The organism is Algibacter sp. L1A34, assembly GCF_009796805.1.
Classification (GTDB): Bacteria; Bacteroidota; Bacteroidia; order Flavobacteriales; family Flavobacteriaceae; genus Algibacter.
In genome coordinates this window covers 4,309,750-4,331,155 of record NZ_CP047029.1, presented here as the reverse complement: position 1 = coordinate 4,331,155, position 21,406 = coordinate 4,309,750, and the positions used below count along the sequence as shown (strand labels likewise).

Below are 21,406 nucleotides of genomic sequence, written 5' to 3'. Positions count from 1 at the left end.
TAGTTGTTCGGCTAAATTTGATGTAAGGTTCTTTTAATCGAATTAATTGTTTCGAAAATTAATTGTTTGAAGCGCCCTTGGTGCAATTTCTATTTTGTAAGTTTTGGATGTTAAAGTTAGCTGCAGTTCTAGGGGTGTTGTGGTTCTATTAAAGACAACTACCGCAATGGATCCATCGGTGTTTATTGCTGCCGTATATGCAAGCCCTTCAAGCTCTTCTCCAATTAATTCTATCCTGTGTGCTCCAGGTTTTATAAACTTACTAAAATGGCTTAATAAGTAATAGAGAGGTGTGTAAATCACCTCGTCGGTAACTGGATTAATCAATACGGGAGCACTATTAAAGTTGTCGTAAGGATTTGGTTGCCCTTTATTACTTAGAATCATACACCATTCAATGTAACCTTGAACTCCGTGATTAAGATCTGTGATTATATCGTAAGCGTAGGTGTTGAACGGTACAAAAGTACCAGCATAGTCAGTACTTTCCCTCCAGTATTGACCTAACGGATCGTTAGCGTCAATGTCAATGCTCGATTCAGTATGAATCATTCCTTTGTTTGGCCAAGAAGTTCTCAAAGTATCTAATTCTTTCTTATACCAATTATTTTCTTCAAGTTCGGAGTTAGCGTACCAGTGAAACCCAGTACCCCATGCATATTTAGCAGCCTCAACGTCGCTATAAATAGCTCTAGCATAATCGTTCATTGTAGACTTATTATGGTCATATATTAATACTCGTAATCCAGCATCTAAATCGTTAAGATTCAGATGGCCATCTTTAACAAGTTGAGGGCCTAAGTAATCCCGTAAAAAGTCGCGGCCTTGCTCAGCAGTAAATCCATTACTATCCCAACGTGCATTATGTGCATGTAGCGGTTCGTTTTGTGGGGTAATTCCCCATAGGTTTATGCCTTGCTCTGCATAAGCGCTTACGTACTTTGAAAGATATTTTGCCCAAACTCCATAGTATTGAGGTAGTAAAGTACCGTTTGTCATTTCTGAGGTTTCTCCAGATTTCATCCACGAAGGTGGGCTCCAAGGAGAGGCAATTATATTAAAATTGGCTCCTTGAATACTTTTTGCTTCAAGTATCATTGGGATAATGTCATAATTTGGTTCTATCAACTCAATACCTCTTACTTGATTATTTTCTTCACCAGTAAAACCTTTCATGTCTTCGTTTATACTGAAAGAAGAAAGACTCGTATCTCCAGAATCAACATAAGTGTAGTGGCTATTTGAATAATCACTGCTATTAATGTGTGTACGTGTAAGGGAAAAACCAGCACCTTCTGTTGGACTGAAAAGACGTGTTAATACTTTTTTACGAAGTGCTTTTGGAATGGTCGCCAAGTTCCATGCGGAGGATTCGGTAAAAGAAGCTCCAAATCCAACATACTCTTGAAATTTTAGGTCGGGATTAATCTGTAAACTAACTTTTTTGATTTCTCCAACTGTTTGTATCGTTTGGTTTTTTGTAATTAATTTGAGATTATCTCCAGATTGTGAAGTTTGGTATACATCAACTTTATAATCTTTATTTTTAGTAGAGCAGGAGTAAATTAAACTTAATATAGTTAGAATTTGTACAAGAGCAATATTCGGTTTCGGTAATCTAAGCATTAATTGTTAATTTAAAATTATTGAAATCATTCTATTTCAGGTAGTTAATTTGCTACGTGTTTGTATATGGATAAGCATCTAATTTAGCAAATAAAAACTGAATAGAAAAAATCTGCAAGGGTTTTAGTAAGTAGGCTACGGCTCTATCATTTCGTTGATTTTTAGTAGTTTGTGTTTTCTGATTAATTAAATAATAGATAATTAATTCAAAGGCGAGTTTTATAGATTCAAAACTAGTAGTTAATATAATGTTTATAGGCTCTAGAAGCTAAGAAGCATAGTTTTACTATTCTAAAAACGAGCTAACCGAAAATCATTTAAAAGAGTAGTTAGCAATTAAATATTTAAGTTATGAACTTACAAAAGCAATTATTTTTTAAGATCCAGATTTTTTTGTGTCAGTTAATGGTAAATTAGTTAAATATAGAGGCTTTAGGAAATAAAGAGAAGTATAATCAGGATACTCCAATTGAAGTATTTTATAACCCTGTAACTATTCCAGAAATTAAAATATTCTTTAGAAATTTCCATATATCAAATTCTTGACCGCGATAATAATCTATTGCCATTATACTAGCAAATATTAGTCCACCAAAGAAACTCGATTTTATAATTTGTTTAATTTTATTACTAAATTATTTTTTTCAATTCAGCGTCCATTTATTTATGTTTCTTTATTTAATTCCGCAAACAAGCTAAAAAAATAGTTCTGCATTCTATTTCACGTTTGAGTGAAAATTCAGCGTAATTCATTCATAGTTTACTTGTTAGAATACAGTTTTTGTAAATTCCGATTTTTAAGTTCTGAGTGCGTTCCGCAATGTTTTAATAAGCGCTTTTAGGTTTGCAACTTAGAAACCACGGAGCACAGGCAGTGCGCATATAATCTTTTTGTTGTAACTTTTTTAGTTTTTTTTATACGAGACATTCTCATTTTTTTTGCTCTTATAGCATAGGCCCATTATCTGTTTTATAGCCTAAAAGATAAGGTGAATATTGTTCATTAATTATAGTTTTATCTCTCTTTTTGGAAAAGCTATATTGCTTAAAATTGAATTTCAGATTATCTATCTTGCTTTTAATATATTTTAAGTTGCTTAGAGATGTCTTTTTTGTGAGTTTTTTTTAAAAAAAAATATGTTTGTTTAACAATCATTATTAGTTATATGTTTTAGGGAACATTACTTTTGCAATAGAAAAAAATAATTATGATTAGACAATTATTCATAATACTCCTATGTCTTGCTTTTGGTGAGATTATAGTCTATTTCACTGGTATAAAAATACCCTCAAGTATTATAGGTATGTTGTTGTTAACAGCTGGACTTCAATTTAAAATAATTAAACTTGAATGGATACAAAGTATTACTGATTTTCTTTTAGACAACATGGTATTCTTTTTTATCCCACCAGGAGTAGCTATTATGTGTTATTTTGATTTAATTTCAAAAGAATTAGTGCCAATATTAGCGGCAATTTTGGGTAGTACAGTTTTAGTGTTATTAAGCACAAGTTTTACACACCAATTGTTGAGAAAAATAAGATCTAAGAAACTAAAAAAAGATAACAAATGAAACTTATTTCAGAGCCTTATATGTTATTAACTATAACCGTGGGTATTTATTGGTTAACTAAGTCTCTTCAAAATAAAACAAACTCAGTTCTTCTAAACCCAATATTGATAACTATAATAGCTGTAATATCTATTTTAAAATTTGCAGGTATCTCTTATGAAACGTATCATGATGCGGGAAAATATATAGAATTTTTTCTAAAACCTTCCATTGTGGCATTAGGTGTGCCATTATATCTTCAATTAAGTAAAATAAAAAAACAAGTTATTCCAATTGTTATTTCGCAATTAGTGGGGTCTATAGTTGGGATCATTACGGGAGTATTAATAGCTAAATGGTTAGGTGCTTCAAATGAAGTTATAATTTCAATAGCACCCAAGTCTGTAACTACACCACTTGCAATAGATATTTCATCTTCAATAGGAGGTATTCCATCACTTACAGCTTCGATGGTTGTTATGGTAGGCATCTTTGGTTCTGTTGCAGGTTTTAAAATCTTGCAAATCTTTAAGGTGAAGAACCCAATGTCAAGAAGTCTTTCAATGGGTACAGCAGGTCACGGTCTTGGAACGGCTCAAGCCATGGCTATTAGTCAGAGGTTTGGTGCGTACTCGAGTATGGGACTTATTTTAAATGGTTTATTTACAGCTATATTTACTCCTATTATTTTGGCTATGCTTGGGCTTATATAATGTGGACAAAATCAGCTAATTTTATGATTATTTAACTTCCGGTTCCACGTCTTTTTTTATAAGGCCTTCGTCTTGTTTTTTTACGAACAAGTGTAGGCTTCCCTTTTTTAGGACACCTTAAAATTCGACAAATAATTATTATTAAGTTCAGATTTGATGAAGAATTTAAATTCTTCATCAAATCTGGGCATATATTCTTTAGGAGATATGTTCCCTAATGATTTATGTGGATGATTAAAATTATAGTCCTCTCTACAGTTATCGCTAATTTTTTGGAGCTGGTAAATATCATTAAAATAATAGGCATCTAATATATCTTCTTTAAAGAAGCGATTAAACCGTTCTACATATCTGTTCTGCATAGGTTTACCAGGTTGTGTGTATTTAATTTCAATAAAATTCTTTATACACCAGTTCATAAAGGTCTTAGAGATAAACTCTGGACCATTATCACACCTCACATACTTAGGAGTTCCTATTTCTTCTTTTAAATATTCTAGCGTTTCAACGACAGTTCTCGCTGGATAAGAAAGACCTGCGTTAATCGCAAGTGCTTCTCGATTACAGTCATCAATAACGTTAAACACACGCACCTTTCTAACACTAGTAAGCGCAGTACTCTCCAGCATTCATTGAGTGTTGCAGGAACTTCTAAGGGTTGTTTTATACTGTTTTTACAATTTTAAAGATAGATTTTAAAAACTGTATTTAATAAAATTTATCACTTTCTCTTTTTATAGCACATTTAAGTGCTCTAAAATTTCTTTTAGTTCTATTTAATTATTAATTGATTTCTAACTTGTTGGTTTTAATATTTTTTCACATCTAAATATGATAAGAATATCGTATATTTATTTATAGAAAAACGATAGCTACTATGGCACTACTTCAAGAATGAAAAAATAGATTACCAAAACTTAAATAGGGTAATTGCTTATTGCCCAAAGGGCTAAAAATCTAATACAAGTAATTTTAATTACAAAAACATTTTTAGAAATAAGAATATTAGTTTTTGTTTTCTAAATGTTAGAATTAAAAGTCCTGAAGTAGTTTTAAAGGCTTTTTTAAGCGTTAATTTATATTTTGGAATACCATTTAGAGTTGAGTGTTAGCAACAATGGGTAAAAGATATTGAATAGATTTTTTTAATAAAAAGTATTAAATATGTATTTAGCAATTATTGTAGTTTTTGTCATAGGTTATTTAGGTATAGCTTTAGAACACAGTATTAAAATTAATAAAACGGCTTCAGCTTTACTTCTAGGGGTATTATGTTGGACTTTATTAATTTTGGGGACTCAGACTATTTTCCCTAGTTTAAACCTTGTAGATTCTTATAGTTTTATTTCCGAAGAATTGTTAACCCATATTGGTGAAATAGCAGAAATTTTATTTTTTCTAATAGGAGCAATGACCATTGTAGAAATAATGGATGCCCATGAAGGTTTTAGTATTATAACCGATAGAATTAAGATAAAAAAGAAAAGTAGTTTACTTATAGCGCTAACATTAATCACTTTTTTTCTTTCTGCTTTGCTAGATAATTTAACAACATCTATTGTAATGGCAGCTGTTTTAAGAAAAATGATAAAGGATAAAAAAGATTTATGGCTTTTTGCATCTATGGTGATTATTGCTGCAAATGCTGGTGGAGCTTGGTCGCCTATTGGAGACGTAACAACCATTATGCTTTGGATTGGAGGTCAGATTACCGCATCTAATATTATTACAGAGATATTTATTCCTAGTTTAGTGGCAGTTGCTATTCCGTTAGCTATTTTTAGTTATAGGCTAAATGGAGATGTTGAAATTACGATTTCAGGTTCGGAATCGACTGGTAATCAATTAAATAAGGCTAGCCGTTTTGAAAAATATTTAGTGTTTTTTACAGGAGTCTTTGTTTTAATTTTTGTTCCTGTTTTTAAAACATGGACACACTTACCACCTTTTATGGGGGTTTTGTTCGGGTTAAGTGTTATTTGGATTTTAACCGAAATTCTTCATAAGAAAAAAAATGATGAAAGTAAAAAAGCATTATCTATTTCTGGTGTCATTCAACGTATAGATACTCCAAGTATTTTGTTCTTTTTAGGAATTTTAATGGCTGTTGCAGCATTACAAACAGGAGGATATTTAACACAACTTGCAGGCTTATTGGATGCTAATTTTAAAAGTATATATGTCGTTAATACATTAATTGGACTACTATCTTCAGTTATAGATAATGTACCAATGGTTGCAGGAGCAATGGGCATGTATTCTATGGAAACTTACCCTGTAGATAGTGCTTTTTGGGAGTTGCTAGCATTTTGTGCTGGTACAGGAGGTAGTATTTTAATTATAGGATCTGCAGCAGGAGTAGCTATTATGGGAATATTTAAAATGAATTTTGTATGGTATCTGAAAAAAGTTTCATTAGTGGCGCTTTTAGGCTATTTATGTGGCATTTTAACCTATATGGTATTGAATTAATTATAGCTAAATTTTCATTTTGTGATTAAATCCAAAAACATAATCTTTAATTTTTTTTACAGCTCTACATTAAAAACAGTAGTCAATAAAAAAGCATCAATTTCATTATGTATTATACTGATATAGGTTGACCTTTTTTTTGATTATTTCTACCGTTAAAAAGATTTTTTTTAGCCGTTTAGAAGGCAAAAAAATAGTTTGAACTAGTTCTGTTCTTAAATCTTAAGTTCAGGTAAATTTACATTATTTTTTCGATAGGATTTGTATTTGATGTTAGGATATAAATGCACATCAGCTGGTTTTCTTAGTCCCAAACTAAAATTTGCTCTTAGGTTATTATAAATATATACAGCTTGATCGGTCATTTTTTGAACAAGCTCTATGTTTTTGATGGTTTGTTTTAATCCGTATTCGTATTTAAGAGCTCTGTTAATTATTTTAGCAACAGCGTTTTAATAAGGGTTGTACTGTTCTGTCATACTCATTGTAATGTTGTTGTTTTCAGCGAATGTTGTGTATTTCGGATCGCAGTATTGAAATCCTCTATCCGAATGATGGATAAGCTTTTTATCAGGGTATTTCCTATTTTTAATGGCCATAGCGATGGCATCCGTACAAAGTGATGTTCTCATATGGTTATCGAGTTTATATCCATAATCTGCTTAGAATAAGCATCTGTAACAATGGCTAAATAATTATGACCGTATTGTGTTTTAATATAAGTGATATCGCTGACCCAAAGTTGTTCAGGACGAGTAGGGACATGGTCTTTTACCAGGTTTTTATATTTTTTGTACATATGGTTTGAGTTTGTAGTTGTGATGTAATTTTTAGTTTTGGGAATCAAAAGATTATTTAGTCTGAGGAAGCGATAGAACTTGTCTCTACCAATTTTAATATCAGCGTTTATAAAGTCCTGTTTTAGTTCTTTATGTAGCTTAATACCATCAGTTTTAGAGCCTACTTTATTACGGTAGTCCTTGACCAATTTGATCATTTTTTGATGATCTATTTCTTTTTTCTGTTGCGTTTTTAGTCTTTTGTAGAAGGCTTGTTTAGAAATCCCAAAATATTCATAGAGCCATTTTCTTTTGTACGCTTTTTTTTCTTTTACTCTATCTCTTTTGCTAATGTTTTGGGCAATGACTTTTTTGACATATCGACGCCTGTAATGAGTTCCATATCAGCAATAATATCTTGTTGGAAGTCTTTTTGGAACTCCAGTTCTTCAATTTTTTCCTTTAACTTTTTAATTTCATCGTTTTTACTCATACCCGTATTTTGTTGTACTAAGGTACTGTATTTTCTTAACCAATAGGTAATGGTTGTTCGAGGGACATCGTATTTTTTTGAAGCTTGGTTATTGGATAATTGTCCGCTAAGGATTTGGTCAACGACTAAAAGTTTGGTCTCTAAAGTTGCTTTTTGGTAGCTTTTTTTTCGCCAGTGTTCATTTTTTGTTTTCATAAGTGACTATAATTAATGGTTTAATTTTTAGTCAACCTATTTCAGGAAAATTCATTGGGTCAAATGTTTTACAACGTTTGGTTATATGAAAAGTAGCAGATTTATATGTGCCTATTTTTAATTAAAATATAAAGATAGCAGAAAAGAACCAAATTTTTGGTTTAGCTCTTAACTGCTATTTTTTATATAACGTGTTGTGGTTTGTATTTAATTTGTGCTAGGATAATTTAAATGTGTTTTAGATTTAAAAAATAAAATGATATGATTTTTTTATTTCCCAAATGTTGTTTGTTTTTTCTAAATAAAATAATGACATATTAGGTGATCTATCTTCAAATCGATACTGACATCGAATAGCAGCTTTATCTTTTTTGTCATTATATACAATTTTTGAAAAATTAAACCTGTAATCAATGTTTTTATAATCTCTATATTTTCCAATATGGTCAGAAGGGTTTAAATATACTATGGAATCAAAATAAAAAGTGTTAGTTACTCTTTTTAGTTTTATTTTATCTATATCAATATGTATGCTTCTACTATTGTCATAAACTTTTGTAAAACCTGAAAACATATCTTCAATCAACTCAAAATCGGGTATGTTTAATGCTAAGCTTGTGTCTATTGCTATGGTTCTGAATTCATTAATGTAGTCTATTAGTTTTTCATGGACTCTAATGGAATCTTTAACTGTAAATCTACCTTTAGTATTAATTGGCGATAAATCTCTAGGGGATAGACGTACCGCCACACTATCTATAACTTTACTAATTATTTCGCTAGTATTAGTGCTCTTATTGGTTACTGGCAGCGTTTTTTTATTGTTACAACCAATAAAAGTTATTAACGCTAATAAGCCAATTAAAGTTCTATATGTTTTATTCATTACAACCATTTTCTGCGTTTGAAGTATTTGCAATTTGTTTTATTTTAGCCCCCATATCATTTAAATCGAAAAAAACATAATCTATGTTTTCATTATAGTAACCATCTTTCCCGTAGGCGCTTAACCCTATCCAGCCAAAAGGTAAATAGTACTCCAGACTAAACCTTTTGTTATCTATCTCTCTTATGGCTCTTGCTATTGGATAAACATATCTATCTGCCATGTGTTGATGTTGGGCCTCGCCTGTATTTGCAAGGCTTCCAGATTCTACTTTTGCTGCTATGTATGAATTATACAAATTAATTCTATCATTAGGGTCTACATTTCCGCCATTTTCATGGACATATCTATATATTTCTGCATGAATGCCCTCATGCAAAAAATTAGTGGCTATTTCAAGAATTGACAAATGTATTATACTGAAATAGGTTGACTCTTTTTAGTTAATATTTTAACGTTCAAAAGATTTTTTATAGCCGTTTAGAAGGCAAAAAAATAGTTTGAACTAGGTCTGTTCTTAAATCGTAAGTTCAGGTAAATTTACATTATTTTTTCGATAGGATTTGTATTTGATGTTTGGATTCAGATGTACTTCAGCAGGTTTTCTGAGATCCAAGCTAAAATGTGTTCTCAAATTGTTATAAATATAGACTGCTTGTTGTGTCATTTTTTGTGCTAATTCAGTGTTTTTAACGGTTTGTTTTAATCCATATTCATATTTAAGAGTTCTATTAATGCGTTCTGCAACAGCATTTTCGTAAGGATCGTATTGTTCAGTCATACTCATTGTAATTCCATTATTTTCAGCAAACTGTGTGTATTTGGGGTTGCAGTATTGAAACCCTCTATCAGAATGATGAATAAGCTTTAGATCGGGATATTTTCTATTTTTAATAGCCATAGCGAGCGCATCTGTACAAAGTGATGTTCTCATATGGTTGTCGAGTTTATAGCCCATAATCTGCTTAGAATAAGCATCTGTAACAATGGCTAAATAATTATGACCGTATTGTGTTTTAATATAAGTGATATCGCTGACCCAAAGTTGTTCAGGACGAGTAGGGACATGGTCTTTTACCAGGTTTTTATATTTTTTGTACATATGGTTTGAGTTTGTAGTTGTGATGTGATTTTTAGTTTTGGGAATCAAAAGATTATTTAGTCTGAGGAAGCGATAGAACTTGTCTCTACCAATTTTAATATCAGCGTTTATAAAGTCCTGTTTTAGTTCTTTATGTAGCTTAATACCACCAGTTTTAGAGCCTACTTTTTTACGATAGTCTTTGACCAATTTGATCATTTTTTGATGATCTATTTCTTTTTTCTGTTGCGTTTTTAGTCTTTTGTAGAAGGCTTGTTTAGAAATCCCAAAACATCCATAGAGCCATTTTCTTTTATACGCTGTTTTTTCTTTTGCTCTATCTCTTTTGCTAATGTTTTGGGCAATGACTTTTTTGACATATCGACGCCTGTAATGAGTTCCATATCAGCAATAATGTCTTGTTGGAAGTCTTTTTGGAACTCCAGTTCTTCAATCTTTTCCTTTAACTTTTTAATTTCATCGTTTTTACTCATACCCGTATTTTGTTGTACTAAGGTACTATATTTTCTTAACCAATAGGTAATGGTTGTTCGAGGGACATCGTATTTTTTTGAAGCTTGGTTATTGGATAATTGTCCGCTAAGGATTTGGTCAACGACTAAAAGTTTGGTTTCTAAAGTTGCTTTTTGGTAGCTTTTTTTTCGCCAGTGTTCATTTTTTGTTTTCATAAGTGACTATAATTAATGGTTTAATTTTTAGTCAACCTATTTTAGGAAAATTCAATTTTCAAATGTTTGCTAACGTTTATGTATAAGAATAGTTGCGGGTTTGTATGCGAGGATTTTCCGAAGGAAAATCAGACGTTACAAACACGCAACGACCTTTTGATTAAGCACTAAACCGCAATTATTTTTATGCGGTGTGCCTGTTGCACAATATAAGAAAAATGCTACGATTTGATTGTGTAAAAAAGTCTAATTTCTTACCTTTATATATGCAGGGAAAAAAGACTTATCAAGAAAAGCTATTCAATCAATTTAGACTTAGCGACCGCGTACCGGAAGACAATTTCTACCGTCGTCTTCAGACAACTATAGACCTTAGTTTTCTTTACAAAACCACTCAAAACTTCTATGGTTCAAGTGGACAAAAAAGCATTGATCCCATCGTGTTTTTTAAGCTTTGTTTGGTAGGGTATTTAGAAAATATAACTAGCGATCGTAAACTAATTTCACATTGTAGTATGCGTTTGGATATCTTATACTTTTTAGGCTATGATATCGACGAAGAGTTACCGTGGCATTCTACCATTAGCCGTACACGTCAATTATTTCCAGAAGAGATTTTTGAATCTGTTTTTACAAAGATATTTGAATTATGTGTATCAGTAGGTATGGTCGCAGGCCATACCCAAACAATAGATTCAGCACCTGTAAAGGCTAATGCTTCTATGGATACATTAGAACTGAAAGTTCCAGAAGAAGATTTAGAACATCACCTTGGCCAAATACGTAACATTAGCAATCGAGATAAGCACAAGCCTTTAAGGCAATCTAAAGAAAACAGGGCAGCTAAAGAACAACAAACTTTGTCTGCATCTAAAAAGGAATTACAAGCCATAAAAAGCCGTAACACTAAATGGGCAAAAGATCAAGATGCCCGTCCAGGAGCAGGCTCAAAAGGTAGTCGGTATACCAGTAATAAAACGCATTATAGTCCAACCGATCCTGATGCTCGCATTAGTGTAAAACCAGGGAAAGCAAGAAAACTTAATTACCTAAGTCAGCTTACAGTAGATACAGCAAACCATGTTATAAGTGATATAAAAGCGTACCATGGCGATGGAAAAGACAGTCAGCATCTTCCTGATATAGTTAGGCGTGTAAAACAACGGCTTTGGAAATCGGAACTTGTATGGGAAAATTGTGTTGCTGACACGGGTTATAGTAGCGGAGAAAATTATGCGTTTTTAGAAGCTATAGGTTTAAAAAGTTTTATACCTGCTCATGGCACATATAAAGGAGGTCCTGACGGATTTACTTATTACGAAAAGCAAGATTATTACATCTGTGCTCAAGGCAAAATCATACCGTTTAAGAAAGTGTTTATAGAAAAAAAGAATCAGACAAAAAAGAAGGAATATCGCGGCTCAAAACAACTTTGTATAGACTGCCCAATACGCACATCATGCCTAGGGAAATCAGCACAGGAAAAGAAGTTTACCGTCACTTATTATCGACCAGAATATGAGCGTAATATAGCCCGAGCAGAAAGTAATCAAGGGCGCTATATGAAAGGAAAACGGCAAAGCACCGTAGAACCCGTGTTTGGCACACTTACCCAATTTATGGGCTTAAGAAAGGTGAATACTATTGGTATCAAGCAGGCCAACAAATGCATGCAACTCTCTGCCATAGCCTATAACCTTAAAAAATACATGAAATTTATAGAAAAACGTACTAAAAGTGGAGCAGGAGTACTTGCGCTATATTTTAGTTCCAAAACCACCTCTTATAAAGTTATAAACGCGCTTTTAAGACTTTTTAAAACACCAGAATTTTTAAGTGTATAAAAACAGAAAACGCCTCTAAAGACGGTTTTTATTTATAGTTATACTATTTATTATGGGCTTGTGCAACGATTACCGGTGTTACCACCAGTTTTTTATTTGATTCAACGTTCCGATTATCAGTCCAACAATTCCTCCGAAATATGAGAAATTATGGATTTTTGCCACTTTATTAAATTCCGTTTTATGTTCAATTTCAAATGGGAAGTCATAATTCGTAATAATTTCCGATGGAAATAATTCCGCAATTCCAAATCCGACAAAACCGAACAGAATTGCAATTCCGATTACGATGAGTAAAGATTTCAGCGATTTATTCAGCATTATTTGTCCGTCACTATATTTCAGTCCGAATATTCCGAGAACAATTCCGGTTAAAAGTCCAAACCACCAAGTAGAGAAAAATCCAACCCAAACAAGCGAAAAAGTCCAATTTCCGTTAAATTCTCTTTCATAATCGTCTAAAATTCCAAAATTGAAAAATGTCAGTTTAGTGTAAAATTCAGGCGATATTTTTGACGTAATAAAATCGTGTGCAACTCCATAAACAACTGATAATGTTATTGAAATAAATACGATTAATATGAATGCTCCAAGTTTTTTCAAATTGGTGGTAACGTCAGACTGTCTAATAACTATTTATATTTTTAGAATCAATTAGGAAGTAACTTTTCAGCTCATTTTTGTATCTTTTAGTTATGAAATTTATCCTTGGAAAAGACCGAAAACAGACCTGCCTTTTTCCTGTTTCTCTCGAAGATTCAATAGAATCTCAGAACAGCGTAAGGTCTATAGATCAATTTGTAGATTCACTTAACCTAGCAGAACTCGGATTCCGTTCAGACTTCATAGAAAACGGTCCGCCCGCCTATAACCCATCTGTTTTACTCAAACTTTACATTTACGGTTACATGAACCGTATTCGTTCTTCCCGACAATTAGAAAAAGAATGCAGACGAAACATTGAAGTGATGTGGCTGCTAGAATCGCTAGATCCAGACCACAACACCATCAGCAATTTTAGAAAAGATAATGCAAAGGCTATTAAAAAAGTGTTTTTTGCTACCGTACAAATTGCACGTAATTTTGGACTTATAGGTGCTACACTTATAGCGGGTGATAGTACTAAGTTTAGAGCTCAGAATAGCAAAAAGAACAATTTCAATCAGAAGAAAATACAGCGTCACTTAGATTATATTGACAACAAACTAGAGCAGTACAATAAAGCCTTGAACAGAGTGATAGTGAAAATGAGAAAGAGCAAATCAACAAGGATATTGATAAACATCAAGGTCGCAGAAATGAATATGAAAAATTAAATGCGCAATTGAAAGCCTCTGGAGAACCTCAAATATCTACCTCTGACCCAGATAGCAAGCATTTAATTGTACGTAACAATATTACTGAAGTTGCTTACTGTGTACAATCTACTGTAGATGCAGATCACAATATTCCGTTTGATTACTTGATCACCAATAAGAATGATTCCAAGGCCATGGGACAGATGTTACAGCGCGCCAAAACTATTTTAGAAACAAACACCTTTACCGCCCTTTATGATAAAGGATATCATACAGGGAGTGAATTTAAAACGGCAAATAATCTAGGGATTAAAACACTTGTTGCTATACCTGGAATAGGAAGAGCCTCTCAAGCTCCAGACCCAAAATATAACTCAGAACACTTTAAATATAGTAAAGAAAACGACACCTATACCTGTCCACAAGGAAACATACTTAAAAGTAATGGAAGCACCTATAAAGCGCGTAATTATCGCTTCAAACAATATAAAACAAACACATGTAAAAACTGCCCAGTAAGAGCTTTATGTACAACTTCTAAGGTTAATGGAAAGGTAGTACAGCGCAGTGAATTCCATCGATATATTGAAGCCAACGCACAAAACGTATTACAAAACCCTGATGCTTATAAAAAACGACAAGCCATTGTTGAACATCCATACGGAACAATAAAACGCCAGTGGAGTTTTGATCATATCATCACTAAGAAAACGATGCAACGTGCTAGTGCTGATGTAGGGTTGATGTTTATTGCATATAACTTAACAAGAATTTGGAATATCATTAGAAAAACCAACACGTCTATTTCTCATGCTCACAAGGCCTGTATTAGGTTTATAGAAGCTATTCTAAGAGATATAAAAGTGCTCTACGAACAAAATTTAAAAAATCAAATCGTTGAACACAACTAATACTAAAAACTGTATTTTAGTAGAAATATTTAAAATTGCAGTAAGTTATTAGACAGACTGACGTTTACGTATAAGAATAGTGCGTAGTTTGAGTGCGAGGATTTTCCGAAGGAAAATCAGATGCATGCAAACACGCATTTAGTCTTGATTAGGCACTAAATTACGCATTATTTTTATACAATGTTAGCGCACGTTGTTATGTTTTTCTCACAAGAGTATTTAAATATGCTTTTTAAGGAACAAAGAAAAGTCCGAAGCAACAGTTGCGTATTGTTTGGCAAGAGTCAGAATTTTTTAAACGCAAGAGTTAAGTCATTTGCGCGTAAACTTTGCGTATTATTTTGTCAGAAGTCGGTTTAATTTTTTATTTAATTTTAGTTTTCGAGAGTAAAATTAGACTTAGGTAACAGTTGCGTTTTGATTTGTCAAAAATCAATTGAGTAAGTTTTAGGAATTATTTTTAAAATACTTTGAGAAGGTTTATTATTTTTTGAGCTGAGTGAGCAATGTGCGCTAACGTTTATGTATAAGAATAGTTGCGGGTTTGTATGCGAAGATTTTCCGAAGGAAAATCAGACGTTACAAACACGCAACGACCTTTGATTAAGCACTAAACCGCAATTATTTTTATACGGTGTTGCCATTTCGTTGTTTTTCAGAGTTCAAATTATCCGATTAAACTCCGTTTTCCACTTTTCAGCGATTGAGTAAATTCATTCAGCGTTTTATTCCGCAATATTTTCAATTCCGAAACTAGCTAAATTCTACTCAAAATTCATTCAGCGTTTGAGTGATTATACAGAGTCTTTTATTCAGCCGTTTGCTTTTTATTCCTGAAAATTTTAAAAATTAATGAAGCATTAATAATAAATGCAGGAATTATAAAAACATCTTTAACTGTGTTTATTCCCAGAACGTCATATTGTAAAAATATCATCGAAAGGAAAATAATAATTGTCGAAATTATTAATCCAGTTTTTATGTAATTCATATTCAATTTGTTTTAGTTAGATTTTCGTAAAGTTATTCAATTCAGTTTTTTATTCAACGTTTTATTTGTCAAAAATTAGCTTTTTCTAAATTCAGCTTTCCCTTTTCGAGTGCGTTACGCAATGAATGGCAACGTTGATGTATAAGGAAAGTTGGGTGTTTGTGTGCGAGGATTTTCCGAAGGAAAATCAGATGCAAGCAAACGAGCAACTAACTTTGGTTGAGCTAAAACTAGCAATTTTTTTTATACGGTGTTGTGCGTTCGTTATTTTAATCTTGTCAAATTTCCATCGTCAAATCCAGTTGTAATATATTCTGATTTGCTCAAAAAGCAATTTTTATAATCTTCCGTTTTCATAAAGTCTTTAATAAGTTTGATTGAGAAGTCCAAAACAAATTCCCATTCCGCATTATTTAAGTCAGCGTGGTATAAGTCAAAATATTTGTCTTTTGGTTCATATTGAACATCACAAGCCCAATCTTCATCTTCCGTGTCATATTTTTCAGAACCAATTAAATAAATCATATATGATTCGCTCGATTCGAAAAGTCCAAAGTTAAAAGCAATTATTTTGTCGGTTGGTAAATTTGTCGATTCAATTTTATTTATCCATTTTGAAAAGCGTTCAGGAATTGGTGAATCATCTCTTTTTTCAACTTTATGATTCTCCTTAATTGCTTCTTTTTTTGGTTCCAAATATTGTTTGAAGTAGTTTTTTCATAATGACGCACAACGTTTATGTATAAGAATAGTTGCGGGTTTGTATGCGAGGATTTTCCGAAGGAAAATCAGACGTTACAAACACGCAACGACTTTTGATTAAGCACTAGCAATTATTTTTATACGGTGTTGTGCATAGTATTTATTCTACGCAAATAACTCCTTCTTGTGAAATTTTTTGTCCTTCATTCGTTGTCATTGTTGCATCGTAAAATAAACATTTTCCTTCAATTTTAATTTTAGAAACAACAATTCCGTTATTTTCGTTTACCCATTTAGTCATTTCGTCCATTTCTCCTTTGGAAGAGTCGTAAGTTAATCGATAAGTACAATCATCAATCCATTCAAGAATTTCATAAGTTGGGTTTCCGTTTCCGATTCCGTTTTTCCATTCGGTTTGAGAGTTTTTTTCTCGGATAACAACATAACGATTAACATTTAGGTCTCTTTCGGCTGTCATTTCACTTATACTGTCATTTGAAGTAATTTTATATTTTTTCATTTCATCACTCGTTGGAATGTAGAAAGTTCCGATTTTAAAATCCGAACAAGTCAATTCTTGCGCATTGATTTTAAGTCCGATTAGAAGAAATATTGTGATTAAGATTATAGTTTTTTTCATTCAGCGATCTGTTTGTCGATATTATGCACAACGTTGATGTATAAGGATAGTTGCGGGTTTGTATGCGAGGATTTTCCGAAGGAAAATCAGATGCAGGCAAACGCGCAATTGCCTTTGTTTTGGCACTAAACCGCAATTATTTTTATACGGTGTTGTGGTGTCGTTTTTATTTTTCATTCCAATTTTTTATTTCAGTTTGATATTTTTCTCTGTCGGTATCGTGGATTCCGAAAATTGAAATTCCGCTGTCAAATATTTTAACTTCAAAATCACGTTTTGTTGAATATCGGTCATCCAAGTCATTTGACAAATAGATAAATCCTAAAAATAAAACTGAATATCCAATCCAAAATATTTTCGAAATACGTTTCGGAATATTGATGTTCCAAATTCGGTTTAGAATTAATGTTATAATTAACCAAAACGCAAAATAAGTGAACAAATTAACTATCATTTCGGTCAGAAAATATTGGGTTGATAAAGAAGTATGAAATCCGTCACATTTATAAATCAGAGGAAATCCATATAAAAACTCATCTGTTCCGTCAATTACAATTCCGTACGACCATTTTGTTATAATTCCGAATGAAATTAAAGTCAAAGGTATGGTCAATTGAAATATTAATTTTTTCATTTATTCAATTCAGAAGTTTGAGTGGTAAATGCACCACAACGTGATTGTGTATGGTTAGTTGCGTGATTTAAGGAACTAAGTTAACAAATAAATCACAGATAGAATATTCCGCAGGAATGTTCGTAAGTAGGCTTAAAATAAGCCATTAATTATACACGGCTTAAGTTAGCATTTTAATAAAAACACTAAATTAAGGCCTAAAAATAAGAAAGCACAAAAGAGAGGAGTAAGGTTAATATACACGCAGAAGCTTTAGACTTCGTCAACATTGAAAATCCCCTCTCTTTTCTACACAGATTTCGTACAGTTCTATGAGGCTTTTAGACCTCGATTTTAAGTCGTTGAAACTCGCGTAGATCGTCCTTTCAAAAAAACATTTTCTTATGAATAAAGATATTAAATATTTTGGAATAGACATTAGTCATTTGGTGTTCGATGTCACGGACTCTGATGGTAATTACTATCAGTTTAAAAACAATGAACTTGGCTTTAAAAAGTTCACGAAACTTTTAAATAATAAGAGTCATTGCGTTATGGAAGCCACAGGCTATTATCATTATCAGTTAGCGTATCATTTGCTAGAATCTGGTATCAAAGTATCGGTTGAAAATCCATTGTCAGTAAAACGCTTTATACAGATGGGACTATCAAAAGTTAAGACAGATAAGAGCGATTCAAAACTTATTTGTGCTTACTCAGAGCAAGTAGAATTAAAGCTATGGAAAGGAAATTCTAAGGAAGAAATAGAATGTCTTCAAATCGTTAGAACCCTTTCTGTATATACAAAACAAAGCACTATGCTAAAAAACAAACTACATGGAGAAGCGGTTTTGGGAAATCCAAGTAAGCTTGTTGTAACGTCTTTAAAACGTAGTTTAAGACAACTAACAAAAGAGATGAAAACTTTGGAGGATAAGCTGTTAATATTAGTAAAACAATCACATCAAGATTTATTTACCCGTTTAAAAACCATTCCAGGTATAGGACCAAAAACAGCCATTATGTTAGTGGTATTAACAGGTGGATTTGATCGTTTTACGAGCGCAAGTGAACTTTGTAGTTACGCTGGCCTTACACCTATGATCCGGCAAAGTGGAAGTAGTGTAAAAGGGAGGCCACGAATAAGTAAAATGGGGAATCAAAAGCTTCGGAATTTATTATTTATGTGCAGTTTTAATGCGTGTAAATACAACAAAGCTTGCCGCGATCTTTATGAGCGAATCGTAGCGAAAGGAAAGAGCAAAAAATTAGCATTAATTGCCGTGTGTAATAAGCTACTAAAACAGGCTTTTGCACTAGCTAAATCAGGATTAATATATGATGGAAACTATAAAAGTACTTTAGTGAAAAATTAATACATTTTTACTTGTTTTTTACCACAGTACTTTGTTAGCAGCCGGCTTTTAAATTCCATAGAGTTCAATTAAGCAACTCTATCATTGATTGTAGCGTATAATGCCGTTTTTGGTGTCCAACTACGTTCAGATTGGTTTTTTTGCGTTCAGATCAGCCGTAAGATTTTTAAAATTAAATTAGAGTAGAGTGAGTTGATGGTTTACTCAATGGATCTCGTAAATTCTAGTTTTAATGGTTTCTATAATCCAGCGTTATTTTTCCGTAATTCTTATCAGTTCTGCTTATTCATCTGAGTAATTAATCCAACGTTTTGGTTCCGTTTTACTTGTCAATTTAACTTATCCATCTGAGTAGTTGATCCAGCGTTGCTATTCTGTAATACTTATCTAGTCAGATTATTCAATTAAGAATTTTATCGACTCGAAAAATAAAGAACTCTTGGATTAAGAAAGCTGTTAGCAAAAAGTGACTGCTTGCTGCTAACGTTAAATATATGGCAAGTGGGGCAGAAAGTAAAAAATAACTTTCGGTTAAGCCACAAGCCAAATCTTTTTATTTTGTTTTAATTTTTCTCATTTAATACCAAATCAAAAGATTTGGTGACTTTGCAAATAGACCATAACCTTTGGATTAAGCACTAATCGCCCTATTTGCTATATATAGTGTTGTAGTGCGTTTTTACTTTTCACCCAACCAAACTTGTCCGACTTCAAAAGAGTAACATTTCGTTCCATCTTTCATTGTTTTCTCACTATGTTTTTTCTTTAATCTATTATTAAACCACTTCTTATCCTCAAGATATTCCTTTTCAGTTTCGTAGTCCTCAATTTTGCCTAAATCACTACTGTACATAAATTCTTGGTCAAGCCGGTTTTCCCAAGTATAATTTTCAATCCGCTTTCTCATAATCGAAGTAAAGTCAGCCTTAATTTTTTTTGGGTTTGCAGAAACTTTAAAAGTGTTTTTATAAAAATCAATTGAGTTTCCGATAGCACACACAACCTGCGATTTCGAAATCCTCGGTTCAAAAAGCCATATTTTCAGATAGTAAGGTTCATTCAGCTCATCAAGTTGGTTTTTCCAGCTTTCATAAATATCAAAAAGTCCGTTTAAAATTCTTTTTTTTGTCTCTGTTTTGGGTTCAGGAATTTGGCTATTCGTTAATGATATTCCGCTAAAAGGGTGAATCCAAATTTTCGCATAGTCTCTTTCGTTTTGTTTTAGGTTCTCTAAATCAAGTTTCAGATTGGCATTTTTCCATTTCTCAATGTCATTCCATATCCGTTTATGTCCTCTGATTTTTTTCGTATTCATTAGTTTTTCTCAAATGCACTACAACGTTGATGTATATGGTTTGTTGCGTTGATTAAGCAACTAATTTAATAAACAAATACTTGCCAGAGAAAATTCCGGAGGAATTTTCCAAGTAATCGAGAACCACAGCAATAAATTATATACTGTGTTGTGCGTAGGCTTTTTTTATTCCGAAATATCCAAATGTGGCATTGACGGAAGTTTGTATTTTCTTTTACTCAATTCGTTAATAACTTCTTCTTTAGAAAGTCCCCATTTGTCCGAAATATAATGGAAATGAGCTTTTCCGTTTTTATATGCTTTTTCTTTTCCTTTTAAACTTTTGTAATTCGTAAAAAAACAATGCCAGTTTTTATCATCTCCAATAAATTTTGCAATCATTACAACTCTATGTTCAATTGCCTGTTTTAGTTGTCCATCAGATAGTTCTGTTTCTCGACTTGTTACAATCGTACCATCTTCTTTCAAATGTGTGAAATCAGTCAATTCAGTTGGGTCAATTCCTTTCTGCGTATGATTGAAAATATATTGACTAAATTTTAATCCAAATTCTTTATATGCGTGCATTATTAATGCAAACAATTCATAGGTAGAAATCTTTTGCTCTTTCAATAATTTTTGTTGTTCAGCTTTTTTGCTCGTTTTTAAAAGGCTTAGGTAATTTGAACTGATTTTAGTTTTTGATTTTTCGGCATAGAATTCTTCCCAGTCAGATATTGAACGTTTTTTAAATAGCTTGTCAAGTTCAGTTTTGCTTAATTCCAAATTTCTCTTTGCAAACTCTTTCTTTAAATCAGGTGAAATTGCCCAATACATTGCAATTTGCTTTTGAATATATGCGTCTCTGTAGAATTCAATCGGATTTATGTTTTCAGCGTTTCCCATTTCGAAAATCACATATTTTCCGTTTTCTACAGTTGGGTCTTTATATTCAAAAATTTTCATTGGTGTTCGTCTGTTTAGCTTACGCACAACGTTGATGTGTATGGTTAGTTGCGTGGTTGAGCAACTAAGTTAACAAAAACCCACGAACCTGAGAATATTCCGAAGGAATTTCCCAAGTGAGCTAAAACTAGCAATTAATTATACACGTCTTAAGTTAGCATTTTAATAAAAACACTAAATTAAGGCCTAAAAATAAGAAAGCACAAAAGAGAGGAGTAAGGTTAATATACACGCAGAAGCTTTAGACTTCGTCAACATTGAAAATCCCCTCTCTTTTCTACACA

Annotated in this window: 22 protein-coding genes; 7 read left to right on the top strand and 15 right to left on the bottom strand. The window is 32.3% G+C overall.

Going from position 1 to position 21,406, the window contains the following annotated elements; translation table 11 throughout:
- Window positions 1–42 precede the first annotated feature (42 nt).
- Window positions 43–1,626 carry a glycoside hydrolase family 30 protein gene (locus GQR97_RS18270; protein WP_158851028.1) on the bottom strand — a complete coding sequence of 528 codons (1,584 nt, stop codon included), beginning with the start codon at window positions 1,624–1,626 and terminating at the stop codon, window positions 43–45.
- A gap of 1,208 nt (window positions 1,627–2,834) precedes the next feature.
- Between GQR97_RS18270 and GQR97_RS18265 the strand changes: the two genes are divergently transcribed.
- Window positions 2,835–3,200: a CidA/LrgA family protein gene (locus tag GQR97_RS18265; protein ID WP_158851026.1), complete on the top strand. Its 366-nt coding sequence runs from the start codon at window positions 2,835–2,837 to the stop codon at window positions 3,198–3,200.
- The gene (locus tag GQR97_RS18260) at window positions 3,197–3,892 is read left to right on the top strand and encodes an LrgB family protein (protein ID WP_158851024.1); all 696 of its coding nucleotides are present in this window, start codon (window positions 3,197–3,199) and stop codon (window positions 3,890–3,892) included. The genes GQR97_RS18265 and GQR97_RS18260 overlap by 4 nt, the downstream gene beginning before the upstream one ends.
- Before the next feature lie 107 nt (window positions 3,893–3,999).
- Here the strand turns inward: GQR97_RS18260 and GQR97_RS18255 are convergent, their stop codons facing one another.
- On the bottom strand, window positions 4,000–4,521 hold the full coding sequence (locus GQR97_RS18255; protein ID WP_158851022.1) for an integrase core domain-containing protein: 522 nt from the start codon (window positions 4,519–4,521) through the stop codon (window positions 4,000–4,002).
- Window positions 4,522–5,056: 535 nt separating this feature from the next.
- On the opposite strand from GQR97_RS18255, the gene nhaD reads away from it, so the two are divergent.
- Window positions 5,057–6,364, top strand: coding sequence for a sodium:proton antiporter NhaD (gene nhaD / locus GQR97_RS18250; RefSeq protein WP_158851020.1), 1,308 nt, complete (start codon window positions 5,057–5,059; stop codon window positions 6,362–6,364).
- Window positions 6,365–6,816: 452 nt separating this feature from the next.
- Here the strand turns inward: nhaD and GQR97_RS18245 are convergent, their stop codons facing one another.
- The 7 genes from GQR97_RS18245 to GQR97_RS18215 all read right to left on the bottom strand — a co-directional run bounded on the left by GQR97_RS18245 (window position 6,817) and on the right by GQR97_RS18215 (window position 10,487).
- Window positions 6,817–6,996 (bottom strand): DDE-type integrase/transposase/recombinase, encoded by a 180-nt coding sequence (locus tag GQR97_RS18245; RefSeq protein WP_158851018.1) that lies wholly within the window; start codon window positions 6,994–6,996, stop codon window positions 6,817–6,819.
- Window positions 6,993–7,361, bottom strand: coding sequence for a hypothetical protein (locus tag GQR97_RS18240; RefSeq protein ID WP_158851016.1), 369 nt, complete (start codon window positions 7,359–7,361; stop codon window positions 6,993–6,995). The genes GQR97_RS18245 and GQR97_RS18240 overlap by 4 nt, the downstream gene beginning before the upstream one ends.
- Before the next feature lie 113 nt (window positions 7,362–7,474).
- Window positions 7,475–7,831: a helix-turn-helix domain-containing protein gene (locus GQR97_RS18235; RefSeq protein ID WP_199269884.1), complete on the bottom strand. Its 357-nt coding sequence runs from the start codon at window positions 7,829–7,831 to the stop codon at window positions 7,475–7,477.
- Between the two features lie 244 nt (window positions 7,832–8,075).
- Entirely contained in the window at window positions 8,076–8,717 is a 642-nt protein-coding gene (locus tag GQR97_RS18230; protein WP_158851014.1) for a hypothetical protein, read from the bottom strand.
- Window positions 8,710–9,126 carry a hypothetical protein gene (locus GQR97_RS18225; protein ID WP_158851012.1) on the bottom strand — a complete coding sequence of 139 codons (417 nt, stop codon included), beginning with the start codon at window positions 9,124–9,126 and terminating at the stop codon, window positions 8,710–8,712. The genes GQR97_RS18230 and GQR97_RS18225 overlap by 8 nt, the downstream gene beginning before the upstream one ends.
- Before the next feature lie 108 nt (window positions 9,127–9,234).
- Entirely contained in the window at window positions 9,235–10,083 is an 849-nt protein-coding gene (locus GQR97_RS18220; RefSeq protein ID WP_233267658.1) for an IS3 family transposase, read from the bottom strand.
- Window positions 10,053–10,487 carry a helix-turn-helix domain-containing protein gene (locus GQR97_RS18215; RefSeq protein ID WP_158851010.1) on the bottom strand — a complete coding sequence of 145 codons (435 nt, stop codon included), beginning with the start codon at window positions 10,485–10,487 and terminating at the stop codon, window positions 10,053–10,055. The genes GQR97_RS18220 and GQR97_RS18215 overlap by 31 nt, the downstream gene beginning before the upstream one ends.
- A gap of 266 nt (window positions 10,488–10,753) precedes the next feature.
- On the opposite strand from GQR97_RS18215, the gene GQR97_RS18210 reads away from it, so the two are divergent.
- Window positions 10,754–12,331 carry an IS1182 family transposase gene (locus GQR97_RS18210; RefSeq protein WP_233267568.1) on the top strand — a complete coding sequence of 526 codons (1,578 nt, stop codon included), beginning with the start codon at window positions 10,754–10,756 and terminating at the stop codon, window positions 12,329–12,331.
- A gap of 78 nt (window positions 12,332–12,409) precedes the next feature.
- Here GQR97_RS18210 and GQR97_RS18205 read toward each other — a convergent pair whose 3' ends face one another.
- Window positions 12,410–12,934: a hypothetical protein gene (locus GQR97_RS18205; protein ID WP_158851008.1), complete on the bottom strand. Its 525-nt coding sequence runs from the start codon at window positions 12,932–12,934 to the stop codon at window positions 12,410–12,412.
- A gap of 92 nt (window positions 12,935–13,026) precedes the next feature.
- Here GQR97_RS18205 and GQR97_RS19920 point away from each other — a divergent pair, with 92 nt between their 5' ends.
- The gene (locus GQR97_RS19920; protein WP_317164090.1) at window positions 13,027–13,647 is read left to right on the top strand and encodes a transposase; all 621 of its coding nucleotides are present in this window, start codon (window positions 13,027–13,029) and stop codon (window positions 13,645–13,647) included.
- Window positions 13,648–13,655: 8 nt separating this feature from the next.
- The gene (locus tag GQR97_RS19915) at window positions 13,656–14,540 is read left to right on the top strand and encodes a transposase (RefSeq protein WP_317164089.1); all 885 of its coding nucleotides are present in this window, start codon (window positions 13,656–13,658) and stop codon (window positions 14,538–14,540) included.
- Window positions 14,541–15,795: 1,255 nt separating this feature from the next.
- Here GQR97_RS19915 and GQR97_RS18195 read toward each other — a convergent pair.
- The 3 genes from GQR97_RS18195 to GQR97_RS18185 form a co-directional block, all read right to left on the bottom strand.
- A complete protein-coding gene (locus tag GQR97_RS18195) occupies window positions 15,796–16,227 on the bottom strand; it encodes a hypothetical protein (RefSeq protein WP_158851006.1) in 432 nt (143 codons plus the stop codon).
- A 166-nt stretch (window positions 16,228–16,393) separates the two neighbouring features.
- Window positions 16,394–16,873, bottom strand: coding sequence for a hypothetical protein (locus GQR97_RS18190; protein WP_158851004.1), 480 nt, complete (start codon window positions 16,871–16,873; stop codon window positions 16,394–16,396).
- A gap of 166 nt (window positions 16,874–17,039) precedes the next feature.
- The gene (locus GQR97_RS18185) at window positions 17,040–17,486 is read right to left on the bottom strand and encodes a hypothetical protein (protein ID WP_158851002.1); all 447 of its coding nucleotides are present in this window, start codon (window positions 17,484–17,486) and stop codon (window positions 17,040–17,042) included.
- Between the two features lie 404 nt (window positions 17,487–17,890).
- On the opposite strand from GQR97_RS18185, the gene GQR97_RS18180 reads away from it, so the two are divergent.
- A complete protein-coding gene (locus tag GQR97_RS18180) occupies window positions 17,891–18,862 on the top strand; it encodes an IS110 family transposase (protein ID WP_158848152.1) in 972 nt (323 codons plus the stop codon).
- Between the two features lie 679 nt (window positions 18,863–19,541).
- On the opposite strand, the gene GQR97_RS18175 is transcribed toward GQR97_RS18180, so the two are convergent.
- A complete protein-coding gene (locus GQR97_RS18175; protein WP_158850999.1) occupies window positions 19,542–20,177 on the bottom strand; it encodes a hypothetical protein in 636 nt (211 codons plus the stop codon).
- 165 nt (window positions 20,178–20,342) lie between these two features.
- Window positions 20,343–21,122, bottom strand: a complete 780-nt coding sequence (locus tag GQR97_RS18170; RefSeq protein WP_158850997.1) for a hypothetical protein — start codon at window positions 21,120–21,122, stop codon at window positions 20,343–20,345.
- Window positions 21,123–21,406: the final 284 nt, after the last annotated feature.

Coding starts and splice junctions, on each gene's coding strand:
- GQR97_RS18175 (WP_158850999.1), bottom strand. CDS start 20,177: ATGAATACGAAAAAAATCAGAGGACATAAACGGATATGGAATGACATT.
- nhaD (WP_158851020.1), top strand. CDS start 5,057: ATGTATTTAGCAATTATTGTAGTTTTTGTCATAGGTTATTTAGGTATA.
- GQR97_RS18170 (WP_158850997.1), bottom strand. CDS start 21,122: ATGAAAATTTTTGAATATAAAGACCCAACTGTAGAAAACGGAAAATAT.
- GQR97_RS18190 (WP_158851004.1), bottom strand. CDS start 16,873: ATGAAAAAAACTATAATCTTAATCACAATATTTCTTCTAATCGGACTT.
- GQR97_RS18210 (WP_233267568.1), top strand. CDS start 10,754: ATGCAGGGAAAAAAGACTTATCAAGAAAAGCTATTCAATCAATTTAGA.
- GQR97_RS18215 (WP_158851010.1), bottom strand. CDS start 10,487: ATGAAAACAAAAAATGAACACTGGCGAAAAAAAAGCTACCAAAAAGCA.
- GQR97_RS18260 (WP_158851024.1), top strand. CDS start 3,197: ATGAAACTTATTTCAGAGCCTTATATGTTATTAACTATAACCGTGGGT.
- GQR97_RS19920 (WP_317164090.1), top strand. CDS start 13,027: ATGAAATTTATCCTTGGAAAAGACCGAAAACAGACCTGCCTTTTTCCT.
- GQR97_RS18255 (WP_158851022.1), bottom strand. CDS start 4,521: ATGCTGGAGAGTACTGCGCTTACTAGTGTTAGAAAGGTGCGTGTGTTT.
- GQR97_RS18265 (WP_158851026.1), top strand. CDS start 2,835: ATGATTAGACAATTATTCATAATACTCCTATGTCTTGCTTTTGGTGAG.
- GQR97_RS18270 (WP_158851028.1), bottom strand. CDS start 1,626: ATGCTTAGATTACCGAAACCGAATATTGCTCTTGTACAAATTCTAACT.
- GQR97_RS18240 (WP_158851016.1), bottom strand. CDS start 7,361: ATGATCAAATTGGTCAAGGACTACCGTAATAAAGTAGGCTCTAAAACT.
- GQR97_RS18180 (WP_158848152.1), top strand. CDS start 17,891: ATGAATAAAGATATTAAATATTTTGGAATAGACATTAGTCATTTGGTG.
- GQR97_RS18245 (WP_158851018.1), bottom strand. CDS start 6,996: ATGAGAACATCACTTTGTACGGATGCCATCGCTATGGCCATTAAAAAT.
- GQR97_RS18230 (WP_158851014.1), bottom strand. CDS start 8,717: ATGAATAAAACATATAGAACTTTAATTGGCTTATTAGCGTTAATAACT.
- GQR97_RS18235 (WP_199269884.1), bottom strand. CDS start 7,831: ATGAAAACAAAAAATGAACACTGGCGAAAAAAAAGCTACCAAAAAGCA.